Source organism: Kribbella sp. NPDC023855, assembly GCF_040639475.1.
Classification (GTDB): domain Bacteria; phylum Actinomycetota; class Actinomycetes; order Propionibacteriales; family Kribbellaceae; genus Kribbella.
Genome location: NZ_JBFAAA010000002.1, coordinates 493,802 through 506,612, shown reverse-complemented (window position 1 = coordinate 506,612; position 12,811 = coordinate 493,802). Strand labels below are relative to the sequence as shown.

Genomic DNA, 12,811 nt, shown 5'->3' with positions numbered 1-12,811 from the left:
ATTTGGGCCGACGGATCAGCACCAGGAGGCACGGATGGACTACAACCAGTTCCAGGCCGAGTACCAGCAACTCTTCGACTCCATAGAAGCCCAGCCGGCCACCGAGTTCGCCCCCGCCGTCGCCCGCCTGAAGGCGATGGCCGCCGCGATCGAATCTCCCACCGACCGCCGCACCGCAGAAAACCAGATCGCCACCATCGAAGACATCCTCGCCTACGACGACGAGCCACCCCTCTCTCCCGCAATGGCCAACGCCATCCGCGCCCACGCCCGCGCTGCTGATCACGTCCCTCCAACTGAGCGAGAGTGTCCGATGACCTACGAAGAGTTCGAAGCGGAGTACCAGCGGGTTTTCGCTTCGGTCGAGAGTCAGCCGGCCGCACAGTTCGCGCCGGATGTGGCGCGGCTGAAGGGCCTCGCGGCCAGCCTGGAAAATGTGCGAGAGCGGACAGAGGCGGAGAATCTCATCGCTGACCTCGAGGGTGTTCTCGAGTACGACGACGAGCCGCTGTCCCCGGCGATGGCGGAGGCGATCCGCGTTCACGCCAGGGCTGACTCCGCCTACGGGACCCCGGCGGAGCGGATCGCTCAGTTGGAAGCGGGGATGGCGGAGATCGCCCGGATCGCCGAAGCCGCCGAGCCGGCCGAGCAGGCGTCCATCCTGGAGATGAACGAGTCCCTGTACATGCTGATCACCTCCCTGGAACCCGAAGCTAGGTGAAGGTCACCAGCCAGAAGGAGTTGATGGCCGAGCAGGCTCGCTCGGCGGTCCGGATTTCTGGCGCCCACCACTCCTCGTGGAACCGCAGGCAGACGGTCGCCGACCCCGACCGCAAGATCCGGGGAGCGGTCAAGTGGGACAACACGATCGAGTACAACGAAGCCGCGGTGAACGAGCCCGTGCGCGAGATGTTCGCCAACGCTCGGGTTTACAACCAGGATCCCGAGACCTTGCGGTCGTACCGGGAAGCCATCAAGACGGTCCTGCACGAGAACACTCATCTCCTCGCGGCTGAAGGAACCGACCACAGCGACGCGAAGTACGCCTTCCAGAACATCCCCGGCACTCGCGCGCTGGAAGAGGGCATCACCGAGGTCTACAGCTACAACAACCTCAACGACTACATCGAAGATCTCGGCCTGGAAGAGATTGCCCCCGGCATCAGCACGGCCGAGGCGAGACCGTCGTACAAGCAGTTCACGCCCGCGGCACAGCGATTCGCCGAGTCGATCGGGCGACGGAGCGGTCTCGAGAGCTCCGAGGTGGTGCGCCAACTGGCCGTGGTGAATGCCGCGGACAAGTTCCGGGTCGCCGCGGAGATCCTGTACGACAACAGCGATCTGGCTGGTTTGGTGCCCGACCAGGAACGGGACGCCGCCGTACGGCGAATCGAAACCGCGATGAGGCCGGCCTTCGCGAGTCTCCGCGACATGGACCACCTCGATGCCGACCAAGTCCGGCGGCAGTCCGCCAAGGCCGGTGCGAACTCGGTTCAGGCAGCTGCCGGCGAGATGAACAAGATCCGGACCCAGTGGACCGCGCCTGCACCAGGCCAGCAGGTCACCCGCGGCCCGCAGCAGCAGGCCTCCCAGCGGACCCAGCAACAGCCCGAGCAAGCGCAGGAGGTTTCCGACCAGTCTCAGCACGGTCCTCAGCAGGCGGTGCCGGTTGAGGCGAGGGCTGGCGGTTCGCAGTCTAGTGAGCTGCAGAACGCCATGCGGGCGGGGTTGAGTGGGACGGCTCAGATGTCGTCGGCTCGGCCGTTGGCGGCGGGGGAGCAGGGGGCTCGCCGCGGGGGCGGGCAGGTTGGGCAGGAGCGGCAGGGGCCTGAGCGCGGGGAGTGATCGCCGGCGGGAGCGTTGCCAAGAGAGGCAGCAGGAGGTGAGCCCACCCCAGGCGAAATCCAAAGCCTGCTCCGAAAGCCCCCAGAGTCGAGCACGTCGGTAGCCGACGGAAGAACTCGGGGCGCTGTCCCTCCTCCACAAACTGAACTTCGCCGGCCCCCACCGAGCACCTCTGCCTCCCCCCGAACTCCACATCCGCTCCGCATCCGCCTCCGCTCCGCGGCGGTCAACGCGAGCCGGAAGGCGGCCGCCCGGCGGGACACCGATCCGCTCCGCATCCGCTGCTCTTCCGGGCACACCACCCAATTCCGCCTGACTCGAGAGGCCACGAGTTTTCGTGGAACTCTGATCAGATTTGTTCCGATGGTGATCGAAAATGATCGTTCGAGCGGTTGGGTCTTGACGGGAAAGGGCTTTCCTCCTACTTTCGCTGCACTCGGTGGTCTGGTCGTCGCAGGATGGGCCCGGACCTCGCTCGGCAGCGAAGGAGTTCCCCTGTGAGACGTGGTGCCCGGAGTGGAGTGGTGGTGCTGGCCGCGGTGCTTGTCGGCCTGGCCGCCGGCAGTTGTGGCAACGGGGTGATCGACAAGTCAACGGACGGCGTCCCGCCGGCCGAGGCGGCCGGGACGTTACGGGTGCTGATCCCGTCCTTCCCGCCCAGCAACAAGGGCCGGGAGGAGTTCGACAAGGTCGTCGCCGACTTCCGCAAGACCTATCCGAAGATGAAGGTCGAGCCCGACTTCGCGACCTACAGCAACCTGAACGAGAAGATCTCCACCTCGATCGCGGCCGGCATCCCGTACGACGTGATGGTGACCGGCGTCGGCTGGGTGCAGACCTTCGCGTCGAAGCGGCTCTTCGCCGACCTCGGTCCGTACGGCGTCACCCCGGAGGTGATCCGGGAGAAGAGCATCGGCGCGATGGTGCCGGCCGCGACGTACGAGGACAAGCTCTACGCGTACCCCGTGATCGCCGACGCCCGGGCAGTCGCGCTGCGAGTCAGTGCCTTCAAGGAGGCCGGGCTCGATCCGGACAAGCCGCCGAAAAGCATGGCGGAGCTCAAGATCGCGGCCGAGAAGCTGACCAAGCGGGACGCCAACGGCACGATCACGCGCGCCGGCTTCGATCTGGCCGCCCCGACGAGCTTCCGGCAGACCTATACGACTCTGCTCGCGTCCACCGGGACCCCGCTGTACGTCGACGGCCAGCCGAACTACAGCAACGAGAAGGGTGTCCAGACCCTGGAGTGGATCAAGTCGATGATCAACAACGTCCAGGTCTACGGCCAGCGCAATGCCGCCCAGCAGCCGCTGGTGTACACCGGTGAGGCCGCGATGGGCATCACCGGCGGCGCTGTCGACTGCTCCGAGAAGGGCATCGGCCAGGCCAACTGCGACGACCTGCGGTTCTTCCGGTTCGACAACGGCAAGGAGGTCCAGTTCGTCGGCGGCGACCTGGCCTCGATCGGCTCCCGCGCCCGGCACAAGGATGCGGCCTGGGTCTTCATCCAGTCCCTGACCAAGCCGTCGGCGGTCGACGCGATGGCCAAGCTCAACAAGAAGATCCCGGCGTACAAGGACGCGGCCAACTCGCCGCAGGCGAAGTCGAACCCGCTCAGCAAGTTCGTTGCCAGCGGCCTCGAACTCGCCATCTACGAAGGCGGTTCGGCGAACTGGCTGGAGATGCGCGGCAACTTCGACACCCAGCTGACCCAGGCGGTGCTCGGCCAGAAGGATCCCGCCAAGACGCTGGCCAACCTGTCAGGACAGTCCCGATGAGCGCCACGCTGGAACGACCCACGCCCGCTGTCGCCGGTCCGCGCCGCGACGCCCCGGCCAAGGACAGTCGCAAGCTGATCCGGAGTCAGGTCCGGGCCGGCTGGCTGCTGCTCGCGCCGGCACTGCTGCACTCCGGCATCTTCCTGGTGATCCCGATCATCTTCGCGGTCGCGCTCAGCTTCACCGACTACAGCTTCGGCGACTCCTGGTCCTGGGTCGGCTTCGAGAACTACACGGTGCTCTTCGGGGACGCGAACTTCCGCGCCGCCTTCGTCAACACCGTCCTGTACGCCGTTGTGGTGATCCCCGTGTCGATGGCGGTCTCACTCGCGATCGCGCTCGGGCTGAACCAGAAGATCCGCGGCCTCGGCTTCTTCCGGACCGCCTTCTACGTGCCGACGGTGACCGCCACGGTCGCGATCGCCACCATCTGGCTGTGGATCTACAACCCCGGATCCGGCTTGGCCAACGGGTTCCTCAGCCTCTTCGGTTTCGCGCCGAGCCAGTGGCTGTCCAACCCCGACACCGCGCTGCCGTCGCTGATGGTGGTCGGCGTCTGGCAGGGACTCGGCACGAAGATCATCATCTATCTCGCTGCCCTGCAAGGCGTTTCCCGCGATCTGCTGGAGTCGTCCGAGCTGGACGGCGCGAACCGGTGGCAGCGGTTCGTCAACGTCACCTGGCCGGCGCTGGGTCCGGTGCAGTTCTTCGTCCTGGTCACCTCGATCGTCGGCACCTTCCAGGTCTTCGACCTGGTCTACGTGATGACGGACGGCGGTCCGGGCACCGAGACGATGGTGCTGGTGCTCGACATCTATCAGAACGCGTTCCAGGACCTGCGACTCGGTTTCGCGTCCGCCGAAACCGTGATCATGATGCTGTTGATCGCGGTCTTCATCGGCCTCGGACGCCTGCTCCAGAAGGCGGATGTCAATGACTAGCGCAACGATGACCGGCCCCATCGTCGGGTCGAAGCCACCGGGCCTGCGGGCCGGCCGGATCCTGCTGTACGTCGCACTGACGATCGGCGCGATCCTGATGATCACGCCGTTCCTGTGGATGGTGCTGACCGCTTTCAAGAGCGACCTGGAGATCGCCAAGTTCACCTGGCTGCCGGGTGAACTGCGCTGGCACAACTTCGTCGAGGCGATGCAAACAGCGCCGTTCTTGCGGTACTTCCGCAACAGCCTGTTCATTGCGGTCGGTGAAACGGCGTTCACGCTGGCGGTCTGTACTACGGCCGGCTACGCGCTGGCCAAGTTGCCGATCCGCGGCTCCAAGGCGCTGCTGAACTACTTCATCCTGCTGCTCCTGGTGCCGTTCCAGATCATCCTGGTGCCGTTGTTCCTGATCGTGAAGTCGATCCCGTTGTTCGGTGGCAACAACATCCTCGGCCAGGGCGGCATCGGCTGGCTGAACTCCTGGTGGGGTCTGATCATCCCGCTCGGCGCTGCGCCGCTGTTCACGTTCCTGGCCCGGCAGTTCTACGTGTCGGTCCCGAGCGAGCTGGGGCAGGCGGCCCGGGTCGACGGCCTCGGTGAGTTCGGGATCTTCTGGCGGATCATGACCCCGCTGGTCAAACCGGCCCTGATCACCATCTGCGTGTTCCAGATCGAGGCTGCCTGGAACGCGTTCCTCTGGCCGCTGATGATCACCACGTCGGACGAGATGCGGCCGCTGCAACTGGGGCTGGCGATCTTCGCCCAGAACCCGGCCGAGGTCCAGTGGCCGTATCTGATGGCGGGGACGGCGCTCGCGACGCTGCCGATGATCGTGATGTTCGTCTTCGCGCAGAAGCGGTTCGTCGAGGGAATGGCCAACGTCGGCATCAAGGGCTGACAGCCCGGGGACGGTCCCCTCCGCAGGTGCTCACCCCGCCCCGGGCGAGCACCTGCTGGGGCCCCCTCCACATCACCAGCGCCTCCGAAGAAACACCGGAGCGTCCACTTGCCCCCCTCAAGACCAGGTCGCTCAACCTTTTATCGTCACAACCTCGGGGGCGTTACACGTTTCTCCACAATTTCACCGATTCCCCGCATTTCTTCTTCCCGGCGGGGTCTTTCGCCGTAATTCCACTACCAATCGAATCGGCGACATAACTCTCCGTAATGACGAGCGCCGGATTAGCCGTTCGCGGTCGCGGGCACCAGGCTGGTGATGCGAGTTCTCACGATGAATGTCCAGCACGACGCCGGCGATCCTCGGCGTACCGGCCTGATCAACGCGGAGGTCCGGCGGGCCGCGCCTGACCTGGCGACGTTTCAGGAGGTCTGCCATCCCGGCCAGCTCGCGGAACTGACCGCCGGTACCGGGCTGATCTGGACAACCGAGCAGGACGAGCTCATCGGCCCTTCCGGTTTCGGCCACGGAACAGCACTGGCGACTCGCTGGCCGCATCGCATCCTGGAGGTCGTCGAACATCGCGGTGACCCGCATTGGTGGACGGTCGCCGCAGCGGTCGAAGTACCGGATGCCGGTGATCAACTCTTCATTGTGCCGACTACCCCGTGGCGACCCGAACACGAAGAGGCGCGATTGCAGCAAGCGCACGAGATCGTCGAGCTCGACACCCGTCACCACACCACCTTGCCGCCGATCGTCGCCGGCGACTTCAACGCAACCCCCGAATCCCCGACCATGAGCTACCTCAGCCGGTACTACGACGACGCCTGGTCAGCCAAAGGCGACGGCCCCGGCCACACCTGGACGGTCGACAACCCGGTAGCCGCCCGGGAAATCTCCCGCCTCCTGGGCGCCACCGACATCCGCCGCCGCATCGACTACATCCTCACCCTCGCCCCCATCACCGCAGCCACCCTGCTCGGCGACACCCCGCACAACACCACCTGGCTCAGCGACCACTACGGCGTCCTCGCCGACCTCAAGTGAGGTGGGTGTGGACGAGGGTGGGGATCAGGGCTGCGGGGTCGGGGGCTACCAGGTCTAGGGCGTTGGTGATGGTGAGGGTGGCCAGGCCGTGGAGGTTGGTCCAGAGGGCGATGGTTCGGGTTGGCGGGTCGGTGGCGCCGGTTTGTTCGATCAGGGTGGTGATCGAGGCGATCAGGGGGAGTGAGGTTTCGCGGAGGTTGCCGCCCGCGCCGACCAGGAGGTCGTGCCGGAAGATCAGCTGGAACATCGCCGGGCGCTCTTGGGCGAACTGCAGATAGCGCGTTCCGAGTTCGACCAGCTGCTCCTCGGCGGTCGCGCCCTCGGTCGGAGTACGGAGGCGGGTGGCGAGGTCGGCCAGGCCGGTTGCGGCGATGGCGGCTAGCAAGGCGTTGTGGGTCGGGAAGTAGCGCCGGGGTGCGCCGTGTGAGACCCCGGTACGCCGGGTGATCGCGCGCAACGAGAGCTCCGCCATCCCCTCCTCCTCGAGGAGTTCGACGCCGGCCGTCACCAGCCTGTCCCGCAATGAGGTTCCGTCCACGCCGGACATTGTCCAGTACCTGGGCCGCATCCTGGGTTTGAACGATCGATTTCGCGCGGCGACCAGTGGCACACTGCGCGTATATGATGCGGCACGTGCGGCGGCTAACTGACGGGGTCGAACAGCTACTAGGCCGGCCACCGCATTTCATGAATGCGTACCTGGTCGACGACGTCCTGGTCGACGCCGGTACTCCGGCCGCCGCGCGGCGGATCCTGCGGCAGCTTCGCGATCGGCAGGTCGGCGCCCACGTCGTGACGCACGCGCATCCCGACCATTTCGGTTCCAGCCACGCGGTGTGTGAGGCCCTCGGGCTGCCGTTGTGGACCGGGGCCCTGGACGCCGAGGCAATCGAGACCGCGACCCCGGTCGTCGGTCCGGGCCGGATCCCGGCGCTGATGTCGCGCACCAAGATGCCGCCCCCGCATCCCGTGTCCCGCCGGCTCGTCGAGGGCGACACGGTCGGCAGTTTCACCGTCCTCGACGTACCGGGCCACTCGCCTGGGCACATCGCCTTGTGGCGGGAGGCTGACCGGACCCTTCTGTGCGGTGACGTCTTCTTCCGCCTGCCGCGCGTGTCGCAGCCGTGGAAGTTCCTGACCGTCGACGTCCAGCGCAACTACGAGTCGATGCGCCGGCTCGCCGAGCTGCGTCCCGCGCTGACTTTGTTCGGTCATGGTCCGCCGCTGCGCGACCCGGACAAGCTCGCCCGGGCTGTGGCGGCGTTGCCCGCTCCGAAGTCGCGGCCCTGAGATGAGCGGCACTCTCGAGCGGCCGGCGGAACTGAGCCGGATCGCGGCGGCGCTGGACGCCTCGAAAGAGGGCGAGGGCAAGGTCCTCGTGATCGAGGGCGAGGCCGGAATCGGCAAGACCCGGCTGGTCGACGAGGCCCGCGCGATGGCCAAGGAGCGTGGGTTCGTCCGGATGCAGGCGACCGGCGACGAACTCGAGAGCGCGATGGCCTGGGGCGTCGTCCGGCAGATGGTCGAGCGCTCGATCTCCCGGTACTCCGGTGCGACCCGCGAGGCGATCATCGCCGGTCCGACCGGGCGTGCCCTCGAAGCGCTGGACAAGGCGACCCCTGACGCCGGGGACGCCGAGGTCGCCCGGACTATGCACGCGCTGTGGTGGGTCGCGGTCGATCTCGCCTCACCACGACCGTTGCTGATCACGGTCGACGATGCCCAGTGGTCCGACCTGCCCTCGTTGCGCTTCCTGTCCTACCTGTCCAAGCGCGTCGCGGATCTGCCGATCGCCTTGATCGTCGCCACCCGGCCGCCGCCCGACCGGCTGGGTCCGCTGGCCGAGCTGACTGTTTCGCGACACGTCGAGAGACTGTTGCCTCGTCCCCTCAGCCGTGACGGCATCGCCGCCCTGACCAGCGACCGGGTCGGGGGTCACGGTCGTTCGGAGCATCAGGAGGTGGTTCCGGCGGCACCGGTGGTCGATGCCGTCCTTGCCGCCAGTGGCGGAAACCCCTTCCTGGCCGAGTCTTTGCTCGACGAACTGCGCGCCCTCGATCGTCCCGTCAACGACCCCGCGACCGCCGCGGCCGTCGCCGGCCTCGGGTCGAGCACGGTCTCCCGGACGATGCTCGGCCGCCTGGATCCGGACGCGTTGAAGCTCGCCGGTGCGCTGGCCATCCTCGGTGCCAGAGCCGATGTCTGGCTGGCCGGTTCGGTCGCCCGGTTGCCGGACAGCACGCTGGCCAGCGCGATCGACGCCCTCGTCGCCGCCAATGTCGTTGCCGCGAACGCCGACCAGCTCAGCTTCGTCCATCCCGTCATCCGCGAGTCGATGCGATCGACCCTCGGCCCGCTCGAGAAGGCCGCACTGCACGCCCGCGCGGCCGAGGTGCTGTTCACCGATCGTGCGCCGGCCGACCGGATCGCGGCTCATCTGGTCAACGCACCGGCCGGAACGTTGCCCAATGCAACTGAAATCTTCCAGGCCGCCGCCACCGCTTCGCTCGCCGCCGGTGATCCGCAGACGGCGGTCGGCTACCTCACCCGCGCGTTCGACGCGGACCCAGCAAATCAAGGGGTTCGGGCGCAGCTCGGCCTGACGTTGCTCCGGGCCGGCGATGCCGCGGCCGCGAGGGAGCATCTGCGTGCCGCGGCGGCCGCGACCGGAGTACGGGATCGTGCTGCGTTGTTGGGAGCGGCGGCGACTGCGACGGCCGCAGTGGACGGGCCGCTGGCCGCGGTGGCGGAGCTGACGTCGACGCTCGACGGGTGGCCGGACGGGCCGGAGCGGCTCACGTTGGAGGCGCGGCTCGGGATCATCCGGTCCTTCCTGCCGGACGAGCGCAAGAAGGCCTCCGAGCACTTGCGCAGATTCGCCGATCTGCCCGGAGATACGCCGGAAGAGCGCACGTTGCTGGCGTTGCTTGCGCAGTGCGGGCGGTACGAGGTGAGCCCGTCGGCCGACGTACGGCGAACCGCCGAGCGCGCGTTGCGGCAAGGTGCGCTGTTCACTGAGTCGGTTGGCCAGACGGACACGTTGGTCGGTTGGCTGCTCGCGATGATGTCGCTGATCGCGGCCGATGGGGTCGAGCCGGCCCGTCGGGAGATCGCCGGTGCGCAGGACTGGGTGCGGCGCAACGGTTCGCCGATCGAGTTCGCGATGGTGGCCAATGTCGCCGACTTCCTCGCCTGGCGCTGCGGTGATGTGCCCGCGCTGGAGGCCGACGCCGACGGAGTACTCGCGGCGATGGCGCCGGAAGAGTTGTCTCCCCAGGTGCTCGCGTTGCGGGCGACGGCGGTGAACTTCGGTGCGTACGCCGCCCTCGAACAGGGCGAGCTGGCGGCGGCCAAGGCGTTGCTCGCCGATTTCGACCAGCAGACCGCGGACGCGCCGCGGGTGATCCCGGCGATGTGGTTGCACGAGGTTCGCGCGCGGATCGCGCTGGAGGAGGACGACCCGGCCGCAGCCTTGGAGCACGCCTATCGCCTGCGTGACGAGATGGCTGCCGCACACCTCGACCCACCAGCAGTGCCTTGGCGTACTCCGGCCGCCTGGGCTCTGCTGCGGCACGGCTCGGAGGAGTCGGTGGCATCGGCTCGTGAGCTTGCCGGCGACCAGTTGGACCTGGCGAGGCGCTGGGGAGCGGCGTCCGACGTGGGAGCTGCACTGCGGCTCACTGCGAAGGTCGACGTGGGCCAGGGCGCTCGGCGAGTTACTACGTTGGAGGATGCGGTCGCAGTACTGGAGAAGTCTCCGGCGCGGTTGGAGCTGGCCAAGGCGCTAGTGGATCTAGGGGAGGCCTACCGCGTGGTTGGCCGGCGTACTGATGCTCGGGAGACGCTGGCCCGGGGTGGAGAGCTTGCGACGAGCTGTGGGTCTACAGCGGTGAGGCAGCGGGCTGCGGAAGCCCTGCAGGCGCTGGGAGACAGGCCGCGGGCCCTGACCTCGTCCGGCCAGGACTCACTGACGGCCAGCGAACGGCGAGTGGCGGGCCTGGCAGTGAGCGGCCGTACGAACCGGGACATCGCGCACGAGCTGTTCGTGTCCCCGAAGACGGTCGAGAACCACCTCGGCCGCATCTACGTAAAGCTGGGCATCACAGGTCGCCGCGAATTGGCCCGAGCGCTGACCTAGTTCGAGCGGCCCCTCCCTCCAGGGCCGCTCGAACCAGGTTGGTGTGCGTCAGCTTCAGCCGACCGGGGGTGCCGCCTCGAACCAGTTCATCGCCTCGACGTACGGGAAGGTGTCGCCGATGTAGTTCTCGCCCATCAGCCGCCAGTAGGTGTGCTGCTTGATGGTCGGCTGCTCGTTCGGGTCTTCCGGCGTCGACTTCACGTTGATCGCCACGCGGTAGAGCGTGACTTTCTCGCCGCGGGTCTCCGACTGCGTGTCCAGGTAGCCCGGGCTCTTGTGGTCGTCGGAGCGGGCGGGGTCGTGCAGCGTCAGCTCGACCTTGCCGGAGCCCACGTCGCCCTTGGCGGCAACTACGGTGACCGCGTGCCCGCCGGTACGGGTATGGGTCTTGTCGGCGTTCAGTACGTACCGGCCGTACCAGAGCTGCACGGGCGCCTGCCGCAGCCGCTTGGCGATCTCCAGCCCGAACTCCGGCGTACTGTCCGTGCCCGTGCCACCACGGTTGACCGTCCAGCCTGACGCCTTGGCACCGGCAGTGGCGGCGTCGAAGGCCACACGGTTCCCGCTGGCACTCGAGCCACTGGGGTCACTGGCGCTCATGCCGGCCTTGTAGCCGAGCCATCCGAGCCATGCGGTCACCGGGTCGTAGTCGGCCGGTACTGCGGGGTCGTACTCCGTCATCAGCTGCCCGTTGGGCACCACCCGCATCGGGAGGCCCTTGTGCTCCCCGAGGTAGTACATGGCGTTGTAGAGCGAAGTCGGCCCACAGTGGGTGTTGCCCTTGGCGTCCAGGTGGGTGCGGAACTGGTCGACATCGGTCACGTCACACAGGTTCACGGCGTACTGCGTGCCCGTGGTGTCCCGCTGCTCCGCACACAACGGCGCGAGCGGCAGTGTGTCGGCGTGAGCAGCAGTGGCCGGGAAGATCGCGCCGGCGAGCGTCAGCCCGGTCAGGCCGGCAAGTGCGGAGAGGCGGTAGCGCTTCATTTCGGTAACCCCCAGAGTGGTCGTTTTCGGTAACCCCAACTCTGTCCGCGCACGCCCCTGAGGGCATGAGGGTCAATCCCTCAACCTCCCCACCTGGGGGTCGGTGGGGGTGGCCTGGGGGTGGCTGTCCCGGATAACGCTTTGAGCCTGACCCGGGGTGGTGGATAGGCTTCGCGGGTGACTGCCGGGTCGGCTGCTGCTAGCCATTCACGAGTTGGGCACCCGGCTGCGCGCTGAGCGCCGCTGGGGCCGCGCGAGCCCCGCCTTCTGTCTGTTCTTCCGGTCCTGAGTTTCCTTGTCAGCCAGAAAGCAGAGAGAACCCTGAACACTTTCACCCAGCAGCTCATCGAGGAGTTCCGCGCCAACTCCGGTCGCGTCGGCGGCCAGTTCGAAGGTGCGCGACTGCTCCTCCTCACCACCACCGGAGCCCGCTCCGGCAAGCCCCACACGACGATCCTTGGGTACTACCCCGACACGACGGAACGCATCCTCGTGGTCGGCTCGGCCGGCGGTGGGCCGAGGCATCCCGACTGGTACCACAACCTGCTCGCCAATCCCCAGGTCACCGTCGAGACCGGCCCCTTCACCTACACAGCCGAAGCCGCCGTACTACGCGGCGCCGAGCGCGACGAGATCTTCGCCCGCCTGGCTGAGCTGGAACCGGGCTGGGCGAAGTACCAGGCCAACACCACCCGGATCATCCCGGTCGTCGCCCTCACCCCGTCCGGCGACTTCGGCGGCCCACCCGGCGGCTCCTTCGCCGACGCCCTCCTGAAGATCCACGACGCCTTCCGCCACGAACTCGCCCTGATCCGCCACGAAGTAGTCAATGCTGCAACCAACGGGACAGGAACCGGCGGCAGCGCACCGCTCGGCGCCCAGCTCCGGATCAACTGCCTGACCCTGTGCCACGGCCTGCACACCCACCACTCCAAAGAATCCGCCGGCCTGTTCCCCGCCCTGCTGGCCCAACATCCCGAGTCAGCCCCCGCCATCGAACGCCTCCAGGCGGAACACGACACCATCGCCACCCTCCTGGACGACCTGCAAACCCTCCTCAGCAGCCCGGCCCCCACCACCCTCCTGGCCGACCTCGACCAGCTCACTGAGGCTCTCCTCCAGCACCTCGACTACGAGGAAGCCCAGCTGATCCCCCTCCTCAACGGCTGACCCC

Annotated in this window: 12 protein-coding genes; 9 read left to right on the top strand and 3 right to left on the bottom strand. The window is 67.4% G+C overall.

The window, feature by feature from the left end; genetic code table 11:
• The first annotated feature begins 34 nt into the window (after positions 1 to 34).
• The 6 genes from AB0F51_RS08100 to AB0F51_RS08075 all read left to right on the top strand — a co-directional run bounded on the left by AB0F51_RS08100 (position 35) and on the right by AB0F51_RS08075 (position 6,512).
• Complete coding sequence (locus AB0F51_RS08100) at positions 35 to 721, top strand: hypothetical protein (protein WP_360275838.1); 687 nt, start codon at positions 35 to 37, stop codon at positions 719 to 721.
• Complete coding sequence (locus AB0F51_RS08095) at positions 718 to 1,845, top strand: hypothetical protein (RefSeq protein ID WP_360275835.1); 1,128 nt, start codon at positions 718 to 720, stop codon at positions 1,843 to 1,845. The genes AB0F51_RS08100 and AB0F51_RS08095 overlap by 4 nt, the downstream gene beginning before the upstream one ends.
• A gap of 497 nt (positions 1,846 to 2,342) precedes the next feature.
• Positions 2,343 to 3,623 carry an extracellular solute-binding protein gene (locus tag AB0F51_RS08090; RefSeq protein WP_360275832.1) on the top strand — a complete coding sequence of 427 codons (1,281 nt, stop codon included), beginning with the start codon at positions 2,343 to 2,345 and terminating at the stop codon, positions 3,621 to 3,623.
• Positions 3,620 to 4,564: a sugar ABC transporter permease gene (locus tag AB0F51_RS08085; RefSeq protein WP_360275829.1), complete on the top strand. Its 945-nt coding sequence runs from the start codon at positions 3,620 to 3,622 to the stop codon at positions 4,562 to 4,564. Before AB0F51_RS08090 ends, AB0F51_RS08085 begins: the two co-directional genes overlap by 4 nt.
• The gene (locus tag AB0F51_RS08080; RefSeq protein WP_360275826.1) at positions 4,557 to 5,462 is read left to right on the top strand and encodes a carbohydrate ABC transporter permease; all 906 of its coding nucleotides are present in this window, start codon (positions 4,557 to 4,559) and stop codon (positions 5,460 to 5,462) included. Before AB0F51_RS08085 ends, AB0F51_RS08080 begins: the two co-directional genes overlap by 8 nt.
• Before the next feature lie 318 nt (positions 5,463 to 5,780).
• On the top strand, positions 5,781 to 6,512 hold the full coding sequence (locus tag AB0F51_RS08075; RefSeq protein WP_360275823.1) for an endonuclease/exonuclease/phosphatase family protein: 732 nt from the start codon (positions 5,781 to 5,783) through the stop codon (positions 6,510 to 6,512).
• Here AB0F51_RS08075 and AB0F51_RS08070 read toward each other — a convergent pair.
• Complete coding sequence (locus AB0F51_RS08070; RefSeq protein ID WP_360275821.1) at positions 6,505 to 7,050, bottom strand: TetR/AcrR family transcriptional regulator; 546 nt, start codon at positions 7,048 to 7,050, stop codon at positions 6,505 to 6,507. The genes AB0F51_RS08075 and AB0F51_RS08070 overlap by 8 nt on opposite strands.
• Positions 7,051 to 7,145: 95 nt before the next feature.
• Here AB0F51_RS08070 and AB0F51_RS08065 point away from each other — a divergent pair, with 95 nt between their 5' ends.
• Both AB0F51_RS08065 and AB0F51_RS08060 read left to right on the top strand, forming a co-directional pair.
• Positions 7,146 to 7,802: an MBL fold metallo-hydrolase gene (locus AB0F51_RS08065; protein ID WP_360275818.1), complete on the top strand. Its 657-nt coding sequence runs from the start codon at positions 7,146 to 7,148 to the stop codon at positions 7,800 to 7,802.
• Position 7,803: 1 nt separating this feature from the next.
• Positions 7,804 to 10,650 (top strand): AAA family ATPase, encoded by a 2,847-nt coding sequence (locus AB0F51_RS08060; RefSeq protein WP_360275815.1) that lies wholly within the window; start codon positions 7,804 to 7,806, stop codon positions 10,648 to 10,650.
• A 54-nt stretch (positions 10,651 to 10,704) separates the two neighbouring features.
• Here the strand turns inward: AB0F51_RS08060 and AB0F51_RS08055 are convergent, their stop codons facing one another.
• Both AB0F51_RS08055 and AB0F51_RS08050 read right to left on the bottom strand, forming a co-directional pair.
• Complete coding sequence (locus AB0F51_RS08055) at positions 10,705 to 11,637, bottom strand: hypothetical protein (protein WP_360275812.1); 933 nt, start codon at positions 11,635 to 11,637, stop codon at positions 10,705 to 10,707.
• A gap of 207 nt (positions 11,638 to 11,844) precedes the next feature.
• Positions 11,845 to 12,084 carry a hypothetical protein gene (locus AB0F51_RS08050; RefSeq protein ID WP_360275809.1) on the bottom strand — a complete coding sequence of 80 codons (240 nt, stop codon included), beginning with the start codon at positions 12,082 to 12,084 and terminating at the stop codon, positions 11,845 to 11,847.
• Between AB0F51_RS08050 and AB0F51_RS08045 the strand changes: the two genes are divergently transcribed.
• Positions 11,983 to 12,807: a nitroreductase/quinone reductase family protein gene (locus tag AB0F51_RS08045; RefSeq protein WP_360277251.1), complete on the top strand. Its 825-nt coding sequence runs from the start codon at positions 11,983 to 11,985 to the stop codon at positions 12,805 to 12,807. The genes AB0F51_RS08050 and AB0F51_RS08045 overlap by 102 nt on opposite strands.
• Positions 12,808 to 12,811: the final 4 nt, after the last annotated feature.